Raw genomic sequence first — 24,127 nt, 5'->3', positions numbered from 1 at the left:
GCAGATGTTACGGCGCGCCTCCCCGCCACAGCCTTCCATCGCCGAGAGAATCGGCTCCCATGAAGATGTCAGCGCTTCTATCTCGCAACACCGTCCGGCCCGGCCTCGTCGGCACCGCCCGCGTCGATCGCAATATCGATCGGCTGCTGCGCAGGGTCTGCCCCGGCGACATCGTGGTCCTCGACATCTTGGACCTTGACCGCATCACCGCTGACGCGCTGGTGGAAGCTGACATTGCCGCCGTCGTCAATGCATCCCCGTCCGTCTCCGGCCGCTACCCCAACCTGGGACCCGAGGTCTTGGTCAACAACGGGGTCACCCTGATCGACGAAACCGGGCCCGAAATCTTCAAGAAGGTCAAGGACGGTGCCAAGATCCGTCTCTACGAAGGTGGCATCTACTCTGGGGACCGCCGCCTGATCCGGGGCACCGAGCGCACCGACCATGACATCGCCGACCTGATGCGGGAGGCCAAGAGCGGGCTGGCGGCTCACCTGGAAGCGTTCGCCGGCAACACAATCGAGTTCATCCGCAGCGAAAGCCCGCTCCTGATCGATGGCATCGGCATTCCCGACATCGACGTCGACATGCGCCGCCGGCACGTGGTGATCGTCTCCGAAGAGCCCAGCGCCGAAGAGGATCTGAGATCCCTCAAGCCCTTCATCAAGGAGTACCAACCGGTACTCGTCGGTGTCGGTCAGGGAGCCGACGTCCTGCGTAAGGCGGGCTACCGTCCTCAGCTCATCGTCGGCGACCCCGACCAGATCAGCACCGAAGTTCTCAAGTGCGGCGCCCAGGTGGTGCTGCCCGCGGACGCCGACGGCCATGCCGCCGGCCTGGAACGAATTCAGGACCTCGGTGTCGGCGCGATGACCTTCCCCGCGGCCGGATCCGCGACCGATCTGGCCCTGTTGCTGGCCGACCACCACGGCGCAGCGCTGCTGGTCACCGCCGGCCATACCGCCAACATCGAAACGTTTTTCGACCGGACTCGGTCGCAGAGCAATCCCTCGACCTTCCTCACCCGGTTGCGGGTGGGTGAGAAGCTGGTCGACGCCAAGGCGGTGGCCACCCTGTACCGCAATCACATCTCCGGCGGTGCGATCGCGCTGCTGGCGCTGACCATGCTGATCGCCATCATCGTCGTGCTATGGGTGTCACGCACCGACGGTGTGGTCATGCACTGGATCGTCGAGTACTGGAACCGTTTCACCCTCTGGATCCAGCACCTGATCTCCTAGGAAGTGCCCCGATGATCTCGTTACGTCAACATGCCATCTCATTGGCCGCCGTCTTTCTGGCGCTGGCGGTCGGAGTGGTTCTGGGCTCCGGCTTCTTCTCCGACACCGTGCTGTCCAGCCTGCGTAACGAGAAGCGGGACCTGGCGGGTCAAGTCAGTGTCCTCAACGAACAGCGCAATCAGTTGAATGAGAAGCTCAGCGCGGCAAACACTTTCGACGCGCAAGTGTTGGGTCGTATTGTGCACGAGGCGTTGACGGGCAAGACGATTGTGCTGTTCCGCACCCCGGACGCCAAAGACGACGACGTGTCCGCGGTCTCAAGAATCGTCGGACAGGCCGGTGGCTCCGTCACCGGCACCGTGGCGCTGACGCACGAATTCGTCGAGGCCAACTCCGGGGAGAAACTGCGCTCGGTGGTCAACTCCTCGATCCTGCCGGCCGGTACCCAGTTGAGCACCAAGCTGGTCGACCAGGGATCGCAGGCCGGTGACCTGCTCGGCATCGCCCTGCTGGTCAACACCAATCCCCAGGCGCCCGCCGTTGACGACACGTCGCGCGACACCGTGCTCGGCGCACTGCGCGAGACGGGCTTCATCACCTACCAGCCCAACAACCACATGGCGGCGGCGAACGCCGCCATTGTGGTCACCGGCGGCGCGGTGCCCGCCGAAGCCGGCAATCAGGGCGTCACCGTGGCGCGATTCGCCGCCGCGCTGGCACCGCACGGCTCGGGCACGGTCCTGGCCGGCCGCGACGGCTCGGCCGGCGGTAGCGCCGCGGTGGCGGTGGCCCGCGCCGACGCCGGCATGGCCGCCGCCATCAGCACCGTTGACGACGTCGACGTCGAACCGGGACGCATCACGGCGATCCTGGCCCTGCATGACCTCGCCGGCGGCGGCCACGCCGGCCACTACGGCACCGGGCACGGCGCGACGTCGGTCACCGTTCCCCAGTAGGGCGTGTTCGCCGCGGCGCGCCGCCGCGGATGTTAGGGTGGGTTTCCGTGGGTCGGCAGGCCCAGCTCGTTGATTTTTCTGCATCATGCCCTGCCCGTCTTCACGGAGGTCGCCCCGTTGCGTAAGCATTCGCAAATCGCCACCAAGCACCTCTTCGTCAGCGGTGGGGTCGCTTCTTCGCTGGGCAAGGGCCTGACGGCAAGCAGCCTCGGTCAATTGCTGACCGCACGCGGTTTGCACGTCACGATGCAGAAGCTCGACCCGTACCTCAATGTCGACCCTGGCACCATGAACCCGTTCCAGCACGGTGAGGTCTTCGTCACCGAGGACGGCGCCGAAACGGACCTCGACGTCGGCCACTACGAGCGCTTCCTCGACCGCGACCTGTCCGGGTCGGCGAATGTGACTACCGGCCAGGTGTATTCGACGGTGATCGCCAAGGAGCGCCGCGGTGAGTATCTGGGCGACACCGTTCAGGTGATTCCACATATCACCGACGAGATCAGGCGGCGCATCCTGGCAATGGCCGAACCGGACGCCACCGGCCACCGGCCCGACGTCGTCATCACCGAGATCGGCGGCACCGTCGGCGACATCGAATCGCAGCCTTTTCTGGAGGCGGCCCGCCAGGTCCGCCACTACGTGGGGCGCGAGGACGTGTTTTTTCTGCACGTGTCGCTGGTGCCCTACCTGGCTCCGTCCGGCGAGCTCAAGACCAAGCCCACCCAGCACTCGGTGGCTGCGCTGCGCAGCATCGGTATCAGCCCGGACGCGCTGATCCTGCGCTGCGACCGTGAGGTCCCCGAAGCGCTGAAAAAAAAGATCGCGCTGATGTGTGACGTCGATATCGACGGCGTCATCTCCACCCCGGACGCGCCGTCGATCTACGACATTCCCAAGGTGTTGCATCGCGAGGAACTCGACGCGTTCGTGGTTCGCCGGCTCAACCTGCCGTTCCGGGACGTCGACTGGACCGAATGGGATGACCTTTTGCGCCGCGTGCACGAACCGCACGAAACCGTCCGAATTGCGTTGGTGGGCAAGTATGTGGAGCTTTCCGATGCGTATCTGTCGGTCAGCGAGGCGTTACGCGCAGGCGGCTTCAGGCACCGCGCCAAGGTCGAAATCGTCTGGGTGGCCTCCGACGACTGCGAGACCCCGAGTGGTGCGGCGGCCACCCTGGGCGACGTGCATGCGGTGTTGATCCCCGGCGGGTTCGGTATCCGCGGCATCGAAGGCAAGATCGGCGCCATCCGGTATGCCCGGGCTCGCGGGTTGCCGGTGCTGGGTCTGTGTCTCGGTCTGCAGTGCATCGTGATCGAGGCCGCCCGCTCGGTGGGTCTCACCGAAGCGAACTCAGCCGAATTCGATCCGGACACACCGGATCCGGTGATCTCCACGATGGCCGACCAGGAACAGGCCGTCGCCGGTGAGGCAGATCTCGGCGGCACCATGCGCCTGGGCGCCTACCCTGCTGTCCTGGAACCGGATTCGATTGTGGCGCAGGCATATCAGGCTACCCACGTGTCCGAACGGCATCGCCACCGTTATGAGGTGAACAATGCTTACCGGGAGCGCATCGCCGCGAGCGGACTGCGCTTCAGCGGAACCTCACCCGACGGGCACCTGGTGGAGTTCGTCGAGTATCCGCCGGATCAGTACCCGTTCATCGTCGGCACGCAGGCCCACCCAGAACTCAAGAGCCGGCCGACTCGCCCGCATCCCTTATTCGTGGCGTTCGTCAAGGCGGCAATCGACTACAAGGCGGGTGAACTGCTACCCGTCGAGATCCCCGAAATCCCGGAACACCATGCGTCCAACGGTAGCGAGTCCCGAGAAAACGCCGGTTCGGTGGTGGGCCAGCCGCTAGCCGAACCCGCCACCCGTGGCTGAGCACGATTTCGAGACGGTATCGTCGGAAACCCTCTACCAGGGAGCCATTTTCGCTTTACGTCGGGATGAGGTGCGGATGCCCGGCGGCAACCTGGCCCGGCGCGAGGTCGTCGAACACTACGGTGCGGTCGCGATGGTCGCGATGGATGACGACGAGAACATCGCGATGGTCTACCAGTACCGCCACACCGCCGGCCGACGGCTGTGGGAGTTGCCCGCCGGATTGCTCGACGCCGCGGGAGAGCCGCCGGAGGTGACCGCCGCGCGGGAACTCGAGGAGGAGACCGGTCTGCACGCGAGCATCTGGCGGTTGCTGGTCGACCTGCAGACCGCGCCCGGGTACAGCGACGAGTCGGTACGTGTCTACCTTGCGACCGGTCTCACCGACATCGGCCGGCCCGAGGCGCACGACGAAGAAGCCGACATGACGATGGCCTGGTATCCCCTGCACGATGCGGTGCAGCGGGTGATGAGCGGCGAGTTCGTCAATTCCATTGCGGTAGCGGGGATTCTGGCCGCGTATGCGGTCAGGAGGGGGCTTGCTGAGCCGCGAGCGGTGGACAGTCCGTGGGTGGACAAGCCGAGCGCTTTTGCCCGCCGCAAGGCGACGCCGTGACGACGGCGCTGACGCTCGATGCCCAGATGCAGGGCTACCTCGACCATCTGACGATCGAGCGCGGTGTTGCGGCGAACACCCTGAGTTCCTACCGCCGCGACCTGCGCCGTTACTCGAAGCATCTGGAAGAGCGGGGAATTCACGATCTGGGCGAGGTGGGAGAGGACGACGTCAGCGAGTTTCTGGTGGCGCTTCGCCGGGGGGATCCCGAATCCGGTGCGGTGCCGCTGTCCGCGGTGTCCGCGGCGCGGGCCCTGATCGCGGTGCGGGGCCTGCACCGGTTCGCCGCCGCCGAGGGGCTGGCCGAGCTTGATGTCGCACGGGCGGTCAGACCGCCAACGCCGGGCCGCCGGTTGCCGAAAAGTCTGACGGTCGACCAGGTGCTGTCACTGCTGGAAGCAGCCGGCGGCGAAGATGCGTCCGACGGGCCGTTGACTTTGCGAAACCGCGCGTTGCTCGAGCTGTTGTACTCCACGGGTTCGCGGATCTCCGAAGCCGTTGGACTGGACGTCGACGATATCGACACGCACGCACGGTCGGTGTTGTTGCGCGGCAAGGGAGGAAAGCAGCGGCTGGTGCCCGTGGGCCGACCCGCGGTGCAGGCGCTGGATGCATACCTGGTGCGCGGCCGCCCCGATCTGGCCCGACGGGGACGCGGCACGCCGGCCATCTTCCTCAATGCGCGTGGCGGCCGGTTGTCGCGGCAGAGCGCATGGCAGGTACTGCAGGACGCGGCCGAACGTGCCGGCATCACTTCCGGTGTGTCACCGCACATGCTGCGGCACTCGTTCGCCACCCACCTGCTGGAGGGCGGCGCCGATGTGCGGGTGGTGCAGGAGTTGCTGGGCCACGCCTCGGTGACCACCACACAGATCTACACGCTGGTGACGGTGCACGCGCTGCGGGAGGTGTGGGCCGGGGCCCATCCGCGGGCCACCTAATCCCGCGAGCACACAAAAGCACCACATTTCGACACGAAAACGGGTGCTTTTTGCGCCTGCTCGCGGGGCCCCTCAACCCAGGTACTCGGACTCGAGCACCAGATCGGGAACCAGCGTCTGGTATTCCAGGTGAGCCTTATGCTCGACCGTTCGCCACAACCTGTCCTGCTGCTCGCGCATGTACGCCCGGTACTTCGGCGCGCCCGGAACTCTGACGTTGTCGGCCACTACGATCGAACCCGGATGCAGCCAGCCGCGTACCAGGATGCTCTTCAAGTCGTCCAGATAGGCCTTCTTGTCGTGATCGATGAACACGAAATCCACTGCGCCGGAGGCAAAGCCATGCTCATTCCGCAGCGCGTCCAGGGTGCGTCCGCCGTCGCCGAGGGTGCCCACCACGCACGTCACCCGGTCGGCGACTCCGGCGTGATCCCAGATCTTGCGCGCGTTGACGGCATTGGCCTCGGCAAGCTCTACCGAATAGACCTTGGCGCGGGGAGCAGCACGCGCGATCCGCAGCGCGCCGTAGCCGCAGTAGGTGCCCAACTCGAGTGCGACGCCGGGGTCGGCGCGGCGCACCGCGGTGTCGAGGATGGCGCCCTTCTCGTCGCCCACGTTGATCAGCATGGACTTCTCGTAGGCGAACTTGTCGAAGGTCGCCAGCACGTCGTCGACATCGCCGGCGCGCGCGTTTTTCAGCACATAGTCGACGGCCGCCGCTTCCCGGCCGTCACCGATCTGACCGGTTCGGGTGATATTGATAATGCCCGGCGCCATCCGCCAGACGGACCACCGCAATGGGGCGAAGCGTGCTTTGAAATTCATCGTTTCCAGCTTACGTAGCGAGTTCGTGGATGTAGATGGCGCAGGCCCCGCGCTGACGCACTCGTTCGAGTCAGCGGGGCCCGTGGGGAAGTGTCACGTCGTCGAGCCGTTCGGGACCAGCCGCGGCCGATCGCCGCCGGACAAGCCACCAACCCCCCGCGAGAGCGACAAACCATAGCGGGACCAATCCCAGAGCGACCGCGGTTTCTGTTCTTGTGGTCAGTGTCCAGATCAGGAAGGCAAAAAACACCAGAACGGCCCAGCACGTCCGCACGCCGCCGGGCATCTTATAGGTGGAGTCGCTGTGGCGTTGCGGATGCCGGCGGCGGTAAACGAGGTAGCTGACGATGATCATGGTCCACACGAAGATGAACAGCAGCGACGCAACCGTGGTGATCAGGGTGAACGCGCCTATCACGGAACCGCCCGCATACAGCAGCGGGATGGACGTCAGCAGCAGTGGTGCGGTGAACAGAATGGCCGAACCCGGGACGCCGCCGCGGTTCAGCCGGCCGAAGACCGAGGGGGCGCTGCCTTCGTCGGCCAGGCCGAACAGCATCCGCCCGGTGGAGAACACGCCGGAGTTTGCCGAGGAGGCGGCTGCGGTGGTCACCACGAAGTTGACCACCGACGCGGCAGCAGCGAGACCTGCCAGCGAGAACATCATCACAAACGGGGACTGGCCGCTGGCAAAGCGCCGCCACGGCACCACCGCGAGGATTGCGGCAAGAGCGCCGAGATAGAAGATCGCGACGCGCAGCGGTACGGCGTTGATCGCGCGGGGAAGGGTTCGGCGCGGATCGGTCGTTTCCGCGGCGGCGGCGCCGACGAGTTCGACGCCGATGTAGGCGAAGAACGCGATCTGGAACCCACTGGCCACGCCCATGAATCCCTGCGGGAACAACCCGCCGTCGTTCCAGAGGTTATCGATCGCCGCCCGGTCGCCCAGGGGCGAGACGAAGTCGGTCGCCACCAGGAAGATGCCCGCAGCGATGAGACCAAGTATCGCGATGACCTTGATCAAGGCGAGCCAGAATTCGATTTCGCCGAAGTTGGCGACGTGGAACAAATTGACGGTGAGCACCAGGGCGACGGTGACCAGCGCCGGCAACCACACGGGTGAGTCGGGCCACCAGAACCTGGCGTACCCGGTGATCGCGACGAGGTCTGCGATGCCGGTGACCACCCACGCGAACCAATACGACCAGCCGACGTAGAAGCCCGCTGCGGGCCCCAACAGGTCGGCCGCGAAGTCGACGAATGACTTGTAGTTCAGGTTCGACAACAGCAACTCACCCATCGCGCGGAGCACGAAAAAGACGAAGAGCCCGATGATTGCGTACACCACCAATACCGCCGGACCGGCGAGGGCGATCGTGCGGCCCGAGCCCATGAACAGCCCGGTGCCGATAGCGCCCCCGATCGCGATCAACTGGATATGACGGCTGGACAGACCACGGTGCAGCTGCGACTGAGTCGGCGGGCGGTTCGGCAACAGCGGCTTCCTTCGGCACATGGGTGTGTCCTCAGCGGGTGGGAGGTCGCGGGGGACGCTGGTCGTGCATCAGCCGGCGAACGGGGGTCGGGCCATCACGGTGAGGCGGAATCCGTACCGGGGGCCTGAGCCCGCCGCGCCAGCGCCGGCGCCGGCCAACGGAACGCCTCCCAACAAATTGCCCGGCGCTCCCACCTCCGGCGGATTGACGATGTCGCTCGCCAGGGGCAGCGGGTTCAATTTGGGGGCCGAGACGATGCCCGGCTCGGGTGCCCAGCTGGGAGGCACCGATAACTTGCCGAGGGAGGCCGCATTTCCGACGCCGGCTGCAATCGGTCCAGCGCCGCCGACCGCGGCCGGTACGGCAGCGGCGGCCGACGCCGCTCCGGCCGCACTCTTGGCCGCCGCCTGTCCGACCAATCCCAATGCGCTGAACGACGTGATCAGGCTGTTGCCGATACCGATGCCGAAATACGGCAGACCAGTGGTGTTGTACAAGAGCTGTGAGATCGGCAGATACCACTGAATCAGCCAGTCCAACCAACTCGGGATTGACGATGCCCCGGCCGACGTCAACGCCGACGAGGCGGGCAAAGCGAGGCTCATCAGCGAACTCGGCAGCTGGGAAAGCACGCCGGCGAGCGTGCTCTGCGCCGTGCCGGCCGCGGTGGCGGTGGCCTGTGACACCGCGCCAAACTGCGACGCCGCCGATGACGTGATGTGCGGTGGCTCGGCGAAGGGGGTCACCCGCGCAGCGCCGGCCGATGAACCCGCATAGCCGTACATGGTTGCAGCATCTCGGGCCCACATCTCACCGTACTGAGCTTCAAGTATCGCGATTGCCGCAGTGTATTGCCCGTATACGTTCTCGGCAGTGAGCGACGCCATTTCCGCCCGATTAGCCGCGATGAGCGGCGGGGGCACTACCCCCGCCAGAGCGGTCTCGAAGGCGGCGGCGGCTGCCCGCGCCTGAGCGGCGGCTTGCTCGGCTTGCCCGGCGGTAGCTCGCATCCACGCGACATAGGGTGCGACGGCCGCGCACATCGCCGTCGAAGCCGGCCCCATCCATGCTTCGGAATGCAGCGTCGTAATCACCGTCTCGTATGCTTCGGCGGCCAGGTTCAACTCGGTAGCCAGCGCGCTCCACGCCGAGGCGGCAGCCATCATTGGTGCGGACCCCGGGCCCGCATACAAACGCCCGGAGTTGACCTCCGGTGGCAATGCTCCGAAATCCATTGCGAGAGCTCCTTAATCGTCGTGGTCGCCTCCTTGAGCACCCAGCGGGGTCGGTTCGGCAGGCACCAGGCGGCTTTTTCAATGACGTGGGAGGGGCAGCGCTACCCCCCGCTGAGTGGCCGGCAGACCACACGGATTCGCGAGCCGTAGCGGCGTCCGAAATTGCCGCCGGCCTCTGCCGTCCTGCGCGGTGACAGACCTTGCAGCGCGCCCGACATCTCAGCTGCTCGGGTGGCGGCGGTGCGGACGGCGGGAGTCGATAACCCCCCGGTCTGGGCGCCCGGTGACGCGGTAGCTGCCCAGCTTGGTGGCACCGACAACGGCCCGATCCAGTCGGCCAGGCCGACTGCAGCGGCGGCCGGTCCGCCGCCTATCTGCGACAAGCTCGACCACGCGGCGGCAGCGGCCGGACCGGCTAAATCGTCGGCCGCAACCACGGACGTCGCGCTGCCGGCCCGCAGCATGATGCCGAATACCTGCAGGTCCATCAGGGTGAATCCGCCGGCGTCGTAGACGAACGCTTCGGTGGTGGCCATGGCGTCGAGAAACGCGGTCCAATACTTCAGAAGGGTGTTCCAGGGAAATCCCGCGAGAGCGGCCGGTCGTTGCAGCAGCGACATCACCGCGGCGGCAACGACCAGGTATTCGGCCGTCGCGGAGACGGCTGTCGCGGAGTTGCCGGCGGTGATCGCGGTGGCATTGGCTGTCGCGAGCGCCTGATCCGCAAGGCCAAGAGAATTGATGGTGTCCGGTGATGAGGTGAAGGGTTTCAAGGTCGAGGCGGCCGTCGCGGAACCGGCGTATCCGGTCATGGCAACGGCGTCTTGCAGCCACATTTCGGCGTAGTCGAACTCCGCGGTGGCGATCGCCGGCGTGTTCTGCCCGAGCCAGTTCGTCGCAATGAGCGTCATCAACAGAGTCCGGTTGGCTGCGACCACGCTCGGCGGCACCGTCAACGCAAAAGCCAATTCATAGGCTTCGGCGACGGCCCTGCTCTGCATGGCGGTCTGTTCGGCGAGCGTCGCGGTCGCACTCAACCAGCTGACGTACGGGCGTGCCGAGGCCGCCATGGAATCCGCTGCCGGGCCCCGCCACCAAAGGTCTGTCAGGTCCGCGACGGCTGAACCGATGGCAGTCGCCGCCGATTGCAGGTCCTCCGCCAGACGGTCCCAGGCCGCCGCGGCGGCCATCAGAGACATCGATCCGGGTCCGCTGTACATGCGCCCCGAATTGACTTCGGGTGGCAAGGCGGCGAAGTCCGGCAATGGGCACAGTTTGCCGGTGGTGGTGACAGGCGCACTCCGGAAATCAGACGAAGTCCGCACGCCCGGCATGGTTACCGGCCCATCTCCGCGCCCGGCATGCGCTTAGGACAGGACGATCGGAAGACGATCATGCCGCGAACGACATGGTCGTGGTGGACGGGGAGTGAGCATGTCATTGACATCGCCTGCTTCGTGGATTGGCTGGTGAGTCGTGACAGCTTTGTCGCGCCGTGCAAACTTTTGAATAGCAACAGTTGCTTGGTGCATTAGTTTCTTCTACCCGCGATGGCGCGCCGGTTGGGGCCTTCCGTCCCTTCCGGGAAAAGAGCAGCTAGAAGGGATGAAACGACAAAAAATCATGCGTAGATTTATTCTTTGCAGGTAGAAAGCCGCAGCACGGGCAGGGCCGAAATATCCGTCGATTCCGAATTGAATTCTATTTTCCGCAAATAAGAAATTCCCTGACGCGGCTACGGGTCCCGGACCGCGGCGAGTATCCGGCCGGTGCGCGGTACCACCCGAGCGGGCATTGGGCGACAACGGAATTCGCCGGACGAAGACGGAGGTGCGCCGGTGCGTCACGACGACGGGTTGAGTGACGCTGACAAGCTTGCTCACCACTAGCTCACAGCAACCTCCCACTAGACCCAAAGTCCGCCTTGGGGCTAGCATTCGATGCTTAGCAGCAAGTGCGACACGCCGAACTCATTCATTTGCAATCGGGGCAATGATGCACGACCGCACCACCGCAGGTTCCGCCGCGAATCCGCGCTGCGGCCTGTGGCTCACCGGAGCCCGCGGTTCGGTGGCGACCACGTCGATCGTTGGCCTCTATGCGTTGTCGGCCGGTCTCATCAAGGAGACCGGCTGCGTCACCGCGACCGCAGGTTTCGCCGACGTGAAGCTGCCCGATTATTCCGATTTCGTGGTGGCGGGCCGCGACGTGTCCACCACCCCGCTGGCCAAGCGGGCGGAGACCTTGGTGGAGGCGGGACTCCTGCCGCCGACGGTGGTCGAGGCGGTCTCCGATCGGCTGGCGGCCACCGACGCAGAGATCGTGGGTCCTTCCTGCATGGCCACATCGGATCCATCGACCGCGGGCGCCGTCACCCAGGCCGAGCTGGTGGACCGGCTCAGCGACGCGATGGCCTCGTTCGTATCACGCAATTCCCTCGACGTGCTGGTCGTCGTCGACGTTGCCTCCACCCAACCTCCGGTCGCGGATCTACCGGAGTACCACGACCCTGAGCTGCTGGTTGCCGCATTGGGCGAGAAGCACCGGACGGTGCTGCCGGCCAGCGCTCTGACCGCGCTTGCCGCGATCAACAACGATGCCGCCTATTCGTGCTTCACCCCGTCGCCCACCCTCGGCATCCCCGCTTTGCGGCGACTCGCGGATGAAGCCGGCATTCTCTATGCAGGACAGGACGCCAAGACTGGTCAGACGTTGCTTCGCAGTGTGCTGGCGCCGATGTTCGCCAGCCGCGCGCTGACCGTCCATTCGTGGGCCGGCACCAACCTGCTGGGTGGTGGCGACGGCGCCACGCTCGCCGATCCCGTTGCGGCACAATCGAAGCTGGCCAGCAAACAACGCGGCATCCAGCAGCTGCTCGGTGGCGGGGTCAGCGCCCCGCTGCACATTGACTTCGTTCCGGACCTGGGAGAAACCAAGGTCGCCTGGGACCACATTCACGCCACGGGATTCCTCGGCGGTCAGATCACCCTTCAAACGACGTGGTCTGCGCCGGATTCCGCATTGGCCGCGCCGTTGGTTCTGGACGTCGCAAGGCTTTTGGCGAGGGCACGGCTGCGCGGTGCGCACGGCGTCGTCGGAGAATTGGGTTTCTTCTTCAAAGAACCGTGGGGTTGTCCAACGCATTCACTGGCAGCGCAACACGATTCGCTGATTCAGTGGGCCCGGTCGTTGTCGGCCGACCCGTGACGGTAAAGGCGTTCCTCGATCTGATGAGGGCGCCCGCTGCGCTCACGGTTCTTGGTGATGCCGCGGTGGGCGCCATCTGGGCAGGACGCCCCCTGGAAGGCCGGCGTCTGGCGCTGCCGCTGGCGTCTGCGCTGCTGTATTGGGGCGGCATGGTGCTCAATGACTGGGCTGACCGCCGGCGCGACGCGATCGAACGCCCCGAGCGTCCGATCCCTTCCGGCGAGGTGGCACCCGCAGTTGCGTTGTCGCTGGCCGGCGCGCTCGTGGGGGCGGGTCTCGGCACCGCCAGCGCCGTCGGCGGCCGTCACGGCCTGGCCGCGGCGAGCCGAATCGCGTTGTGTGTCGCCGCCTATGACCTCGTCGCCAAGGACACTGCCGCTGGGCCGCTGGTCATGTCGGGCTGCCGGTTCCTGGACGTCATGCTCGGCGCCGCACCGGACTGTCGGGCCGCGCTGTTGCCGGCCTCGGTGCTGGGGATGCATACCACCGCCATCACGGTGCTGTCCCGCAGTGAAGTCTCGGGTTCCGATCGCACCCTGCCGGCAAGTGTCGCAGGCATGGCAGCCGTCGTGACAATCACTGCAACAGTCACCAGCACCAGGGGTCCGACACGCGGGTATTGGGCGGCTCCGGGCGTCGCCGTGTATGCGTGGTCGTTCGGGCCGGGGCTGTGGAGGGCGTGGCAGCAACCGGCTGCGGAGGTGATCCGGGGTGCGGTGCGGAGCGGTATCGCGGCGATGATCGGGGTACAGGCGATGCTGGCCGCACGGGCGCCACGGCCCGGTGCGGTGCTCGCGCTTTGTGGGCTGGCAATTTACATGCGGCGCAAGGTTACTGCGCCCAGACCCGTCGAGGTGACGTGATGCACGTCGGATACAACACGAACAGCCTGGCTGACCACCCTCTCGGCGACGCGCTCGCGTTGATCGCCGACGAGGGGTACACGGCGGTCGCATTGACGATCGGGTATCCGCACGTCCGGCCGTTCGACTCCGATCTGGGTGCCCAACTCGGTGCCATCCGTGGGCTGCTGGACACCTACGGGCTGCGCGTGGCCGTCGAGACTGGAGCTCGCTACCTCCTCGATCCACGCGCCAAGCACAAGCCGTCCCTTGTCGACCTCGCAGCGGAACCGCGAATGGAATTCATGCGCCGGGCAATCGATATCGCGGCAGATATCGGCGCAACCTGCGTGTCGCTCTGGTCGGGTTACGCGGTCAGTCATACCGACCCCGACACTGTTCGCGATCTGCTGACCGGCCGACTCGCGCAACTCGTCGACTACGCCGACCGCAACGGCGTCACGTTGGGTTTCGAGCCGGAGCCTGGCATGTTCGTGGAGACGGTGCAGCAGGCACGCGAATTGTCTCGAGCGCTCGGCGATCCTGCGCCACTCGGGATCACGGTGGACGTCGGCCACTGCGTGATGACAGAACCGGACGGAGCCGGACCGGCGATCTTCGAGCTGGGTGACAAGCTGGTCAACGTTCACGTCGACGACATGACACCGCTCAAACACGAACACCTCGAATTCGGGCACGGAAATCTGGACCTGGGCGCCGTGATGGACGCCCTGGACGGCATCGGATTCGGCGGCGTGGCATCGGTGGAGTTGCCGAGGCACTCCAACGACGCACCGAACGTGATGCGCCGCAGCATGTTTGCCATCAACGCTGCCCGGCTCGCGGCGGCCGCCAGATCGTGGATCGCTGCGGCGGCTGCGGACATCAGAAGCGACCCGAACAAAATTCTCGAACTTTTTCCGGCCGCTGAGCGCGGTGTCGCACGCGCCGGCAGCGAGGCGGTCCTGCTGGCCCGCGAGCAGTTGCTCAATGCGTTGCCACTGGCAAACGGTGACGCCGCGGCCGCCCCACTCATCGACAAGCTCTACCGTTGGGGAGACAGCGACGAACGACTGGCCGTGCTCCGCTGGCTGGCGACGGCAGCGCTGGATGACCGGCTGGGGCCTGACGCGGTGGCAGCAGGTGTCGATCTGGCCGCCGATGCGTTGCGGTGCAACGACCCTCGACTCGTCGGTGCGGCTCTCGGCGGGTTCGGGGCACGGTTCTTGGACCAGCACACCTGGCGTCACGGCGTGATGAAGCTGGTCTTCATGGGGGTGCCGCTGCGGGAGGCGCATGGCCTGCGGAACCGTACTGATGCCGAATTGGGAAGAATGGCAACGGATTACATTGCCGAGCGGCGTGCTGCCGGGCGGTCGGTGTCATCCGACGTCGAGATGCTGCAGCAGCTGGCCGCGACCAGGACGGAGGTTTGACGGGTGAGGATCTTCGATCCGCACATACACATGTCGTCGCGGACCACCGACGACTACGAGGCGATGTATGCGTCGGGCGTGCGCGCCATCGTGGAACCGGCCTTCTGGCTGGGGCAGCCCCGCACCAGCGCCGCTTCTTTCATCGACTATTTCGACAGCCTCATCGGTTGGGAGCGCTACCGTGCTTCGCAGTTCGGTATCGCCCACAACTGCACAATCGCGCTCAATCCCAAAGAAGCCAACGACAACCGCTGCCGCGGCGTGCTCGAGCAGATTCCACGCTATCTGTCCAAGAGCGGTGTCGTTGCCGTAGGTGAGATCGGGTACGACTCGATGACACCGGAGGAAACCGCGGTGTTCGAGAAACAATTGGAGATGGCCGCCGCGCGCAGTCTGCCCGCGCTCGTGCACACGCCGCACCGGGACAAGCTCGGCGGCACGCTCGCCAGCATCGAGGTGGTGCGAAGGGTCGGGATCGACCCGGCAATGGTGTTGCTCGATCACCTCAACGAGGTCACCATCGAGCCTGCACGCGACAGCGGCTGCTGGATGGGATTCTCGATCTATCCCGATACCAAAATGGACGAGCAACGCATGGTCGCGTTGATGCAGCGCTTCGGAATGGAACGCATCATCGTCAATTCCGCCGCTGATTGGGGCCGTTCGGACCCGCTCAAGACGGCCAAAACGGCGCAGGCAATGCTGGATGCCGGTTTCACCGACGACGACGTGGATCGGGTGTTGTGGCGCAACCCGGTCGAGTTCTTCGCCCAGAGCGGTCAGCTCCGTCTGCTCAGTGACGACCAGGAACCGGTGTTCGCGGGCAACACCATCAACCGCGGGGAAAAACCGTGACGTTGTCGTACTGCAGCAACGTCGTTGCCGCCGACAGTCTGGAGTCGCTGGAGCGGCGTCTGTTGTCAGTCTTCGCACCGGCCCGCGAACGCGCCGGTCTCGATCAGCTCGGCGTCGGGCTGTGGCTACCCGCCCGTACGATGGCACGGTTGTCCGACGACCCCCGGGCACGCCGGCGGCTGAGGTCAATCCTGGCTGACCACGGGTTGTGTGTGACGACCATGAACGCCTTCCCCTACGGGGATTTTCACGGCGATTCGATCAAGCATGCTGTCTATCAACCGGATTGGACCACAACGCAGCGGCTGGACTACACCCGCAGCTGTGCCGAGGTGCTCAGTGAATTGCTGGTCGATTCCGACCGCGGAAGTATTTCCACGTTGCCGCTGGGCTGGGCCGATCCCTGGGACGCCGACGCCGACGCCCGGGCGAGGCACACGCTGGCTGCGATGACCGGGGAACTGCGACGTATCGAAGAGCAGACCGGGCGCCGAATCAGGTTGGCCATCGAACCCGAACCCGGTTGCGTCATCGGATCCTGTGCTGATGCGATCGGCTGGTTCGGCCGGGCGGCCGACGGTCTGGACCGTTGCTACGTCGGGCTGTGCCTGGATACCTGCCACCTCGCGGTGATGCACGAGAATCCCGTCGAGGTGGTCGAAGGGCTGGCCGCGATCGGCATCGAGGTGGTGAAGATCCAGGCCTCCAATGCTATTGAGATCCACGATATGGCCGCCGCGGGGGTAGCCGACGTGTTCGCCGAATTCGCCAATTCCCCCTATCTGCATCAGGTCAACGGTACTGACGGCGACGGACATCGGTGGTTCCGGGAGGATCTGCGCTTCGGCGACCCGTCCACCCCCGATTCCGGTAGCGCCCGTGTGCATTACCACGTCCCATTGCACATCAGTCCGCCCGCTCCGCTGAGTAATACCTCGCACGTGCTGACCGAGGTGATGAGCATGCTGCGCAATGGGAAGATGGCCCAGCCGGTTGACGTCGAAATCGAAACTTACACATGGGAAGTCCTGCCTTCCGCTCTGAGGATGGACTGCCTCGCCGATGATCTGGCGGCCGAGATACGTTGGCTCGCAGACGTACTGGCCGTGCGGGCTCCGGCATGACGCGGCGAGTTCTGCTTGTCGACGTCGTCGGACTGACCCGGCCACTGCTTCGGCACATGCCGAACCTGACCGCGCTCGCTGCCCGCGGTGCGATGCGACAGCTCGCACCGGTATTCCCCGCGGTCACCTGTTCGGTGCAGTCGTCGATGGTCACCGGGTTACTGCCCAGTCAGCACGGAATCGTAGGTAACGGATGGTATTTCCGTGATCTCGGGGAAGTGTTGTTGTGGCGGCAGAGTAACAAACTGGTGCTCGGAGAGAAGGTGTGGGAGACGGCGGCGGCCCGTTACCGGGGATATAGCTCGGCCAACGTCGGCTGGTGGTATGCCATGAACGCCAGCAACGACGTCATCGTCACTCCGCGCCCGGTCTATCACCAGGACGGACGCAAGTCGCCGGACTGCTACGCCGTGCCGCCGGACCTTCACGACATCCTCACCGAGAAACTGGGTACGTTTCCGTTGTTCCAGTACTGGGGTCCGACGGCCGACATCACCTCATCGCGGTGGCTGGTGGACGCCTCGTTGGAGATAGCCGAGCGCTATTCGCCCACGTTGCTCACCGCCTATATCCCGCACCTGGACTACGACTTTCAGCGCTACGGACCACATTCGCCGCAGGCGATCCGCGCCGCCGCTGACGTCGACGCCGCGCTGAAGCCGTTGTTCAGCCACGCGGTTGAGCACGGCATGACCGTCATCGTCGTTTCCGAGTACGGGATCGCGCCGGCGGACAAACCGGTGGACATCAACCGTGTGCTTCGACGTGAAGGCTATTTGCGCGTGTACACCCAGCAGGGTCGCGAGTATCTGGACCCGTGGACCTCGCGGGCGTTCGCCGTTGCGGACCATCAGGCCGCGCACGTCTACGTGCGCGACGAAGCGGATATCGTCCGGGTGACTCAACTGATCGCCGCGGTGGACGGTGTCGATCAGGTGCTGGATCGAACGCAGCAGCAGCGCTTGTCCATCGACCATCCCAGAGCAGGAGAGTTGGTGGCGGTCGCCGAGCCCGGTGCCTGGTTTACTTACTACTACTGGCTGACCGACGACCGTGCCCCCGAATTCGCGCCGTGCGTCGACATCCACCGCAAGCCGGGCTACGACCCCGCCGAACTGCTGATGAACCCGGCCGACCGGACCGTCAAGGCCAAAGCCGCTGCGGCGCTGGCGAAAAAGGCGCTGGGTCTGCGTTACACCATGGATGTCATAGCGCTCAACGGTGCGTCAATCGGCGGCACCCACGGGCGGTTGCCGGACTCCGACGAAGACGCCCCGGTGGTGATCACCTCATCGCCCGATCTACTGCCCGATGCTGTGCCACCGCTACCGGTGACCGCCGTCCGTGAGCTCGTCCTGTCCGCCCACGCCGCACAAGGGTGAGCGCCGTGCCGTTAAGCGTGTTCGAAGCCGACCTGCCCCCGCTGTCCTACAAAGACGCCCAAGGTCCCGAGGAGGCGCACCGGCTCATCCGGGAGGCCCGCGAGCGGGCCCCGATCGCCAAGGGTCTGCTCGGTCCGGAAATCCTGAGTTACGAGCTGGTGCGCACGGTGTTGCTGGACAACCGATTCTGTGTGCCCAAGGGTCTCTTTCTTGCCGCGCAGGGGATTACCTCGGGCCGGTTGTGGGAGAGATTCCGCGACAATCTGATGAGTTTGGATGGGCCCGAACACAACCGGTTGCGCCGGTTGGTCGCCAAAGCCTTCACGCCGCGCTCGACGGAACGGCTGGAGACCACAATCACCCACGTGATCAACTCGCTGGTGGACCCGCTGACGGCGAAGGGCAGTTGCGACGTCGTCACCGATATCGCGCGACCCTATCCCATACCGGTGATCTGTGCGCTGCTCGGCGCGCCCGCCGAGGACAGCCGGCTGTTCTCGGCCTGGGCCGACGACATCTTCAAGATGTTCAGCTGGTCGGTGGCGGGCAACGAGGCTCTGATCATGAAGGCGTACGACGGGCTCGACGCCTATATCGACGAGATGGTCGCGCAGCGGCGGTCGAACCTCACCGACGACCTGATCTCGGAATTACTTCGCGCCGAGGACGAGGGCGACCGGCTCTCCCGCGACGAACTCTGCAAGCTTGTGTCGGCAATGCTGATGGCCGGCACCGACACCACCCGCAATCAGCTGGCCGCCGCCGTGCAGGTCCTGTGCGATCACCCGCAGCAGTGGGCGTTGTTCGCAAAACATCCGGAGCTGGCGCCCCGCGCGGTCGCTGAGATAGTGCGGCACTCCCCGGCGGCCTTCTTCGTCATCCGGCAGCCGGTTGAGGACGTTGAGCTCGCTGGCGTCGTCATACCCGCGGGCACCCAGATAATGGTCAACATCGCCTCAGCCAACCGAGACCGTGACGTATACGACGATCCGGAGCGTCTCGATATCACCCGTGACGACCCGGCGGCGAGGTTGGCGTTCGGCTTCGGCACGCACACCTGTCTGGGTGCGCATCTGGCCAGGGCCGAGCTGGCTCAGGCGCTGACGGTGATGACACAGCGGATGCCCAACGCGCGCCGCGCCGGTCCGGCGCCGTGGAAGCCGTTCACTCCGCTGACCGGGCCGATTTCGCTGCCTATCGAATTCGACACGGCGACAAACTAATTCGGAGCAACGCGGCGCACCGGCCGTTTCGGCAGATAGGCCAGCGGGACGAAAGTCAACGCCACCAGTGCGACCGCCGCCACGAACACCACGCTGTAGGCGTGCGACAGGTCATGCAGCAGGTTGCCCGGGAATTCGGGGTCGAGTGCCTGCCTGGGTAGCGTCGACGGGTCGACCGGCGTTCCACGTCGAGTGGACTCCGCTTGCAGGGCGGCGATCTTGTGCGCGGCGGAGATGGTCTCGCTGCGGTTGAACTGGTCGGTGAGGATCACCGACATCAGCGCGGTTCCGATCGAGGCGGCAACTTGCTGATTGACGCTGATCAGCGTTGAGCCTCGGGCGATCTGCTGTGGGGCCAGCGTCTGCACCGCCGCCGCTGAGAGGGGCGTCATCGTGGCGCCCATACCCAGGCCCATGATCGTCAAGCCGGTGACCAGCGTCGGCAGGTAGGCAGCTCCTATGGCGACCCCGTAGGCGAAGATGCCCATGCCTGCCACGATCAGCGTGGCGCCGACGAGCAGGATCCGCCCCGGCCCCCGTTTGTCCATCAGCGTACCGGCGAGCGGCATGGTCACCATCGCACCGATCCCGCGCGGGACCATGCTCAGCCCGGCTTCCATGGGCCTCTGGTGCAGCAGCTCCTGGAAGTAACTCGGGAAGAGCAGTCCGGCGCCGAAGAACGAAGCGGCGAAAAAGAACATCGCCACATTGGCCAGCGTGACAACGCGGTTGGTGAACAGTTTCAGATCGATCAGCGGATGAGCCGCGCGGTAAAGGGCATGAAAGATGAAGGCGGCGACGAGGATCAGGCCGAGCGCCGCCGGTATCCACACGTGACGGTCGCAGACCGTGCCGCGGGCGGGGATGCCCGAGACCGCGTACAAGAAGATCGCCAGACCGGGTGAGAGCAGCAGCATCCCGATGACGTCGAAGGTTTCCGACGCCGCGGGACGATCCGGCGCGAATATCGTGGCGGCAAGGACAGCCGCGGCCAGCCCGATTGGCAAATTGATCCAGAAGATCCATGGCCAGCTGAAGCTGTCGATGAGCCAGCCGCCCAGCACCGGTCCGAAGATCGGGCCGAGCAACATCGGGATGCCCATTACCGCCAGCACCCGCCCCATTCGTTGGGGACCGGCCTCCCGCGTCAAGATGGTGAGCACCAACGGCATCAGCATGCCACCGCCGAGGCCCTGCACCACGCGGAAGGTGATGAGCAGGTGGATGCTCGGCGCCATCGCGCACAGCAGCGAGCCCAGCGTGAAGGCGAGCACCGAGCCGATGAAGAGACGTTTGGTGCCGAACCGGTCGGCCGCCCAACCCGCTAACGGAATCACCGCGGCCAATGCGAGCGTGTAGGCCGTCATCGTCCACGCCACCACTGCCTGGGTCGTGTCGAACGCGGCACCGAAAGTGCGCTGCGCGACGGTGACCACCGTCGTATCGACGATGGTCATCATCGAACCCAGGACGCACACGCCGGCGACTTTGAGGATGCGGGCGTCGACCCGGCCGGTGGTGTCGTCCATGCCCTCAGCTCCTCAGACGCGGATCGCTGCCAAGAGCTTGACACACGGGTCGCACGCCGGCGGCTGCTTTGACACAGCTTGCGTGGTTGCCTGCGGGTCTCCCGGCGCAGGCGGGACTACCCGTTAGACTTTCCTGCAATGTCCACGCTGACGCCCGTCACCACCGACCGCGACCGGGCATGACCGACCACCCCGGCAACGGTCCGGAGATCGGCCTGACCGGCCGGCCGCCGCGGGAAATCCCCGATCCGAAGCCGCTGTCTTCGCATGGACCGGCCAAGGTCGTCGCGATGTGCAACCAGAAGGGCGGCGTCGGCAAAACAACATCCACGATCAACCTGGGCGCGGCGCTGGCCGAGTACGGCAGGCGGGTGCTGCTGGTGGATATGGATCCCCAGGGCGCGCTGTCCGCCGGTCTGGGTGTCCCGCACTACGAGCTGGAAAAGACGATCCACAACGTGCTGGTGGAATCGCGGGTTTCGATCGACGATGTTCTGCTGCACACCCGGGTCAAGAACCTCGACCTGGTGCCCAGCAACATCGACCTGTCGGCGGCGGAGATCCAGCTGGTCAATGAGGTAGGACGGGAGCAGACGCTGGCCCGGGCGCTTTATCCGGTGCTGGACCGCTACGACTATGTGCTGATCGACTGCCAGCCCTCGCTGGGTCTGCTCACCGTCAACGGCCTGGCCTGCGCGGAGGGCGTCGTGATACCCACTGAATGCGAGTTCTTTTCGCTGCGCGGGCTGGCCCTGCTCACCGATACCGTCGATAAGGTACGCGACCGGCTCAACCCCAAATTGGACATCAGCGGCATCCTGATCACCCGCTATGACCCGCGCACCGTGAACTCGCGTGAGGTGATGGCGCGTGTCGTCGAACGCTTCGGTGACCTAGTGTTCGATACCGTGATCACCCGCACTGTCCGTTTCCCGGAGACCAGCGTCGCGGGCGAACCAATCACTACCTGGGCGCCCAGGTCCGCGGGCGCACTGGCCTATCGCTCGCTGGCCCGCGAGTTCATCGACCGATTCGGCGTGTGAGCGGGTCTGAGGGTCAGGCGGCATCCGAGAACGGCTTCCAGGTTCGGCTGACCAACTTCGAGGGGCCGTTCGACCTGTTGCTGCAACTCATCTTCGCGCATCGGGTCGACGTCACGGAGGTGGCGTTACATCGGGTCACTGACGACTTCATCGCCTACACCAAGGCCATCGGCGCACAGCTGGACCTGGAGGAGACGACAGCTTTCCTGGTCGTCGCGGCCACCCTGCTGGACCTCAAAGCCGCCCGGCTGCTGCCCACCGGCCAGGTCGACGACGAGGAAGACCTGGCTCTGCTGGAAGTGCGCGACCTTCTGTTCGCCCGGCTGCTGCAGTACCGCGCGTTCAAGCATGTCGCCGAGATGTTCGCCGAGCTGGAGGCCACCGCCCTGCGCAGCTACCCGCGCTCGGTTTCGTTGGAGGAGCGCTTCGAGGGACTGTTGCCCGAGGTGATGATCGGCGTCGACGCTCAGCGGTTCGCCGAGATCGCGGCCATCGCCTTCACTCCGCGCCCGGTTCCCGTCGTGGGCATCGGGCACCTTCATGTGCAAACGGTGTCGGTTCCCGAGCAGGCTCGGCAAATACTGGCGATGCTGGAATCCCGGGGTAGCGGCCGGTGGGCATCGTTTTCTGAATTGGTCGCCGACTGCACGGTGCCGGTCGAGATCGTCGGTCGCTTCCTTGCGCTGCTCGAACTGTATCGGTCGCGGACGGTAGCATTCGACCAGTCCGAGCCCCTTGGCGTGCTCCAGGTTTCGTGGACCGGGGAACGGCCAACGAGCGAATCGTTGCTAGAAGTGCGAGACCAGTAGATGACCCCACTGCCGCCCGATGGCGAGCTGGATGCCGGCATCCCGGATATCGCTGAACCCGCCGAGATGGAACCCGATGAACTCGGCCGGGTGCTCGAATCGCTGCTGCTGGTGGTCGACACCCCGGTGACCGCGGAGGCGCTGGCTGCGGCGACCGAGCAGCCGGTCTACCGGGTCGCCGCCAAACTGCGATTGATGGCCGACGAACTCGCCGAACGCGACAGCGGCATCGACCTGCGGCACACCGGCGAGGGCTGGCGGCTCTACACCCGTGCGCGTTTCGCCCCGTACGTCGAGAAGCTGTTGCTCGACGGCGCGCGGACCAAGCTCACCCGGGCAGCCCTGGAAACGCTCGCCGTGGTCGCCTACCGTCAGCCGGTCACCCGCGCGCGGGTGAGCGCGGTGCGCGGAGTCAATGTGGACGCCGTCATGCGGACCCTGTTGGCGCGCGGCCTCATCACCGAGGTCGGTCACGACGAAGACAGCGGCGCAGTGACTTTCGCCACCACCGAGCTATTCCTAGAGCGGCTCGGACTGACGTCGTTGTCCGAATTGCCCGACATCGCGCCGCTTCTGCCCGACGTGGACACGATCGACGACATCAGCGAAACCCTGGACAGCGAGCCGCGTTTCATCAAGCTCAACGGTGGCCGGGTCTCCGACCGGCCGCTGACGTTCGATGTGGACCACGACTGATGGTCGATTCGGAAGACCAGCGGGGCATCCGCCTGCAGAAAGTGTTGTCACAGGCGGGAATTGCATCGCGAAGGGCGGCCGAGCGGATGATCATCGAGGGCCGCGTCGAGGTGGACGGTCAGGTGGTGACCGAGCTGGGCACCCGGGTGGACCCCGACGCGTCGGTGATCCGCGTCGACGGAGCGCGGGTGGTCCTCGACGACTCGCTGGTCTACCTGGCGCTGAACAAGCCGCGCGGCATGCACTCGACGATGTCCGACGACCGCGGCCGCCCGTGCATCGGCGACCTGATTGAGCGAAAAGTTCGCGGCAACAAGAACTTGTTCCATGTCGGACGGTTGGACGCCGACACCGAGGGCCTGATCCTGCTGACCAATGACGGAGAATTGGCCCACCGGTTGATGCATCCATCCCATGAGGTGCCTAAAACCTATCTTGCGACGGTAACCGGCACGGTGCCGCGCGGATTGGGAAAGCAACTCCGGGCCGGCGTCGAATTGGAGGACGGCCCGGTGCGAGTCGACGATTTCGCGGTGGTGGACTCGATCCCCGGTAAGTCGCTGGTGCGGGTGACCCTGCATGAGGGCCGCAACCGGATCGTGCGTCGGCTCCTGGCGGCCGTGGGGTTTCCGGTCGAAGCTCTAGTGCGCACCGATATCGGTGCGGTGACACTGGGAAAGCAACGCCCGGGGTCGGTGCGCGCCCTGCGGCACGACGAGATCGGGCAACTGTACAAGGCGGTGGGGCTGTGAGCGAAGCGAGCGGAGCGAGCCCGTGA

The 24,127-nt window shown here is 65.5% G+C and carries 20 protein-coding genes and 1 pseudogene; 16 read left to right on the top strand and 5 right to left on the bottom strand.

Translation table 11 applies throughout. From position 1 onward, the window contains the following. Window positions 1–59 precede the first annotated feature (59 nt). The 5 genes from steA (at window position 60) to xerD (ending at window position 5,647) form a co-directional block, all read left to right on the top strand. Window positions 60–1,241, top strand: a complete 1,182-nt coding sequence (gene steA / locus ACX9NE_RS22985) for a putative cytokinetic ring protein SteA (RefSeq protein ID WP_459363553.1) — start codon at window positions 60–62, stop codon at window positions 1,239–1,241. Window positions 1,242–1,252: 11 nt separating this feature from the next. Continuing rightward, window positions 1,253–2,197, top strand: a complete 945-nt coding sequence (locus tag ACX9NE_RS22980; protein ID WP_459363552.1) for a copper transporter — start codon at window positions 1,253–1,255, stop codon at window positions 2,195–2,197. 117 nt (window positions 2,198–2,314) lie between these two features. After that, on the top strand, window positions 2,315–4,090 hold the full coding sequence (locus tag ACX9NE_RS22975) for a CTP synthase (protein WP_459363551.1): 1,776 nt from the start codon (window positions 2,315–2,317) through the stop codon (window positions 4,088–4,090). Beyond that, window positions 4,083–4,706 (top strand): NUDIX domain-containing protein, encoded by a 624-nt coding sequence (locus ACX9NE_RS22970; RefSeq protein ID WP_459363550.1) that lies wholly within the window; start codon window positions 4,083–4,085, stop codon window positions 4,704–4,706. Before ACX9NE_RS22975 ends, ACX9NE_RS22970 begins: the two co-directional genes overlap by 8 nt. Before the next feature lie 26 nt (window positions 4,707–4,732). Continuing rightward, entirely contained in the window at window positions 4,733–5,647 is a 915-nt protein-coding gene (xerD, locus tag ACX9NE_RS22965) for a site-specific tyrosine recombinase XerD (RefSeq protein ID WP_459363589.1), read from the top strand. Window positions 5,648–5,719: 72 nt separating this feature from the next. On the opposite strand, the gene ACX9NE_RS22960 is transcribed toward xerD, so the two are convergent. The 4 genes and pseudogenes from ACX9NE_RS22960 to ACX9NE_RS22945 form a co-directional block, all read right to left on the bottom strand. After that, on the bottom strand, window positions 5,720–6,472 hold the full coding sequence (locus tag ACX9NE_RS22960) for an O-methyltransferase (protein ID WP_459363549.1): 753 nt from the start codon (window positions 6,470–6,472) through the stop codon (window positions 5,720–5,722). Beyond that, window positions 6,378–7,986 (bottom strand): annotated as a pseudogene (locus ACX9NE_RS22955) (amino acid permease). The gene ACX9NE_RS22960 and the pseudogene ACX9NE_RS22955 overlap by 95 nt, the downstream one beginning before the upstream one ends. Before the next feature lie 50 nt (window positions 7,987–8,036). After that, window positions 8,037–9,203 carry a PPE family protein gene (locus ACX9NE_RS22950; RefSeq protein ID WP_459363548.1) on the bottom strand — a complete coding sequence of 389 codons (1,167 nt, stop codon included), beginning with the start codon at window positions 9,201–9,203 and terminating at the stop codon, window positions 8,037–8,039. Window positions 9,204–9,304: 101 nt separating this feature from the next. Continuing rightward, a complete protein-coding gene (locus ACX9NE_RS22945) occupies window positions 9,305–10,528 on the bottom strand; it encodes a PPE family protein (protein WP_459363547.1) in 1,224 nt (407 codons plus the stop codon). 667 nt (window positions 10,529–11,195) lie between these two features. On the opposite strand from ACX9NE_RS22945, the gene ACX9NE_RS22940 reads away from it, so the two are divergent. Genes ACX9NE_RS22940 through ACX9NE_RS22910 form a run of 7 tightly spaced genes read left to right on the top strand, consistent with a single transcriptional unit; the run spans window position 11,196 to window position 19,272 of the window. Beyond that, window positions 11,196–12,410, top strand: a complete 1,215-nt coding sequence (locus tag ACX9NE_RS22940) for an inositol-3-phosphate synthase (protein ID WP_459363546.1) — start codon at window positions 11,196–11,198, stop codon at window positions 12,408–12,410. After that, a complete protein-coding gene (locus tag ACX9NE_RS22935) occupies window positions 12,407–13,273 on the top strand; it encodes an SCO3242 family prenyltransferase (protein WP_459363545.1) in 867 nt (288 codons plus the stop codon). The genes ACX9NE_RS22940 and ACX9NE_RS22935 overlap by 4 nt, the downstream gene beginning before the upstream one ends. After that, a complete protein-coding gene (locus ACX9NE_RS22930; protein WP_459363544.1) occupies window positions 13,273–14,688 on the top strand; it encodes an EboA domain-containing protein in 1,416 nt (471 codons plus the stop codon). The genes ACX9NE_RS22935 and ACX9NE_RS22930 overlap by 1 nt, the downstream gene beginning before the upstream one ends. 3 nt (window positions 14,689–14,691) lie before the next feature. Next, a complete protein-coding gene (locus tag ACX9NE_RS22925; RefSeq protein ID WP_459363543.1) occupies window positions 14,692–15,543 on the top strand; it encodes a TatD family hydrolase in 852 nt (283 codons plus the stop codon). Further along, complete coding sequence (gene eboE / locus ACX9NE_RS22920) at window positions 15,540–16,667, top strand: metabolite traffic protein EboE (protein WP_459363542.1); 1,128 nt, start codon at window positions 15,540–15,542, stop codon at window positions 16,665–16,667. Before ACX9NE_RS22925 ends, eboE begins: the two co-directional genes overlap by 4 nt. Then, complete coding sequence (locus tag ACX9NE_RS22915; RefSeq protein WP_459363541.1) at window positions 16,664–18,049, top strand: alkaline phosphatase family protein; 1,386 nt, start codon at window positions 16,664–16,666, stop codon at window positions 18,047–18,049. Before eboE ends, ACX9NE_RS22915 begins: the two co-directional genes overlap by 4 nt. Before the next feature lie 5 nt (window positions 18,050–18,054). Beyond that, the gene (locus ACX9NE_RS22910; RefSeq protein WP_459363540.1) at window positions 18,055–19,272 is read left to right on the top strand and encodes a cytochrome P450; all 1,218 of its coding nucleotides are present in this window, start codon (window positions 18,055–18,057) and stop codon (window positions 19,270–19,272) included. On the opposite strand, the gene ACX9NE_RS22905 is transcribed toward ACX9NE_RS22910, so the two are convergent. Next, window positions 19,269–20,801 carry a DHA2 family efflux MFS transporter permease subunit gene (locus tag ACX9NE_RS22905; protein ID WP_459363539.1) on the bottom strand — a complete coding sequence of 511 codons (1,533 nt, stop codon included), beginning with the start codon at window positions 20,799–20,801 and terminating at the stop codon, window positions 19,269–19,271. The two genes, ACX9NE_RS22910 and ACX9NE_RS22905, sit on opposite strands and share 4 nt — an antisense overlap. Before the next feature lie 179 nt (window positions 20,802–20,980). Between ACX9NE_RS22905 and ACX9NE_RS22900 the strand changes: the two genes are divergently transcribed. From ACX9NE_RS22900 to ACX9NE_RS22885, 4 genes are read left to right on the top strand one after another with little or no spacing between them, the layout of a single operon-like run. Further along, on the top strand, window positions 20,981–21,844 hold the full coding sequence (locus ACX9NE_RS22900; protein WP_459363538.1) for a ParA family protein: 864 nt from the start codon (window positions 20,981–20,983) through the stop codon (window positions 21,842–21,844). Then, window positions 21,832–22,653 carry a segregation/condensation protein A gene (locus ACX9NE_RS22895; protein WP_459363588.1) on the top strand — a complete coding sequence of 274 codons (822 nt, stop codon included), beginning with the start codon at window positions 21,832–21,834 and terminating at the stop codon, window positions 22,651–22,653. The genes ACX9NE_RS22900 and ACX9NE_RS22895 overlap by 13 nt, the downstream gene beginning before the upstream one ends. Beyond that, complete coding sequence (gene scpB, locus ACX9NE_RS22890) at window positions 22,654–23,349, top strand: SMC-Scp complex subunit ScpB (protein WP_459363537.1); 696 nt, start codon at window positions 22,654–22,656, stop codon at window positions 23,347–23,349. It begins immediately after the preceding gene. Continuing rightward, on the top strand, window positions 23,349–24,101 hold the full coding sequence (locus tag ACX9NE_RS22885; RefSeq protein WP_459363536.1) for a pseudouridine synthase: 753 nt from the start codon (window positions 23,349–23,351) through the stop codon (window positions 24,099–24,101). The genes scpB and ACX9NE_RS22885 overlap by 1 nt, the downstream gene beginning before the upstream one ends. Window positions 24,102–24,127 lie beyond the last annotated feature (26 nt).

This window comes from Mycobacterium sp. ML4, from assembly GCF_054515735.1.
Note: the sequence above shows the minus strand (reverse complement) of the source record. Positions and strands in the feature narration are given on the sequence as shown.

Excerpts from the sequence above, each read along its gene's own strand:
- steA (WP_459363553.1), top strand. The coding sequence starts at position 60 with ATGAAGATGTCAGCGCTTCTATCTCGCAACACCGTCCGGCCCGGCCTC.
- ACX9NE_RS22980 (WP_459363552.1), top strand. The coding sequence starts at position 1,253 with ATGATCTCGTTACGTCAACATGCCATCTCATTGGCCGCCGTCTTTCTG.
- xerD (WP_459363589.1), top strand. The coding sequence starts at position 4,733 with ATGCAGGGCTACCTCGACCATCTGACGATCGAGCGCGGTGTTGCGGCG.
- ACX9NE_RS22960 (WP_459363549.1), bottom strand. The coding sequence starts at position 6,472 with ATGAATTTCAAAGCACGCTTCGCCCCATTGCGGTGGTCCGTCTGGCGG.
- ACX9NE_RS22950 (WP_459363548.1), bottom strand. The coding sequence starts at position 9,203 with ATGGATTTCGGAGCATTGCCACCGGAGGTCAACTCCGGGCGTTTGTAT.
- ACX9NE_RS22940 (WP_459363546.1), top strand. The coding sequence starts at position 11,196 with ATGATGCACGACCGCACCACCGCAGGTTCCGCCGCGAATCCGCGCTGC.
- ACX9NE_RS22930 (WP_459363544.1), top strand. The coding sequence starts at position 13,273 with ATGCACGTCGGATACAACACGAACAGCCTGGCTGACCACCCTCTCGGC.
- ACX9NE_RS22915 (WP_459363541.1), top strand. The coding sequence starts at position 16,664 with ATGACGCGGCGAGTTCTGCTTGTCGACGTCGTCGGACTGACCCGGCCA.
- ACX9NE_RS22905 (WP_459363539.1), bottom strand. The coding sequence starts at position 20,801 with ATGGACGACACCACCGGCCGGGTCGACGCCCGCATCCTCAAAGTCGCC.
- ACX9NE_RS22900 (WP_459363538.1), top strand. The coding sequence starts at position 20,981 with ATGACCGACCACCCCGGCAACGGTCCGGAGATCGGCCTGACCGGCCGG.
- scpB (WP_459363537.1), top strand. The coding sequence starts at position 22,654 with ATGACCCCACTGCCGCCCGATGGCGAGCTGGATGCCGGCATCCCGGAT.
- ACX9NE_RS22885 (WP_459363536.1), top strand. The coding sequence starts at position 23,349 with ATGGTCGATTCGGAAGACCAGCGGGGCATCCGCCTGCAGAAAGTGTTG.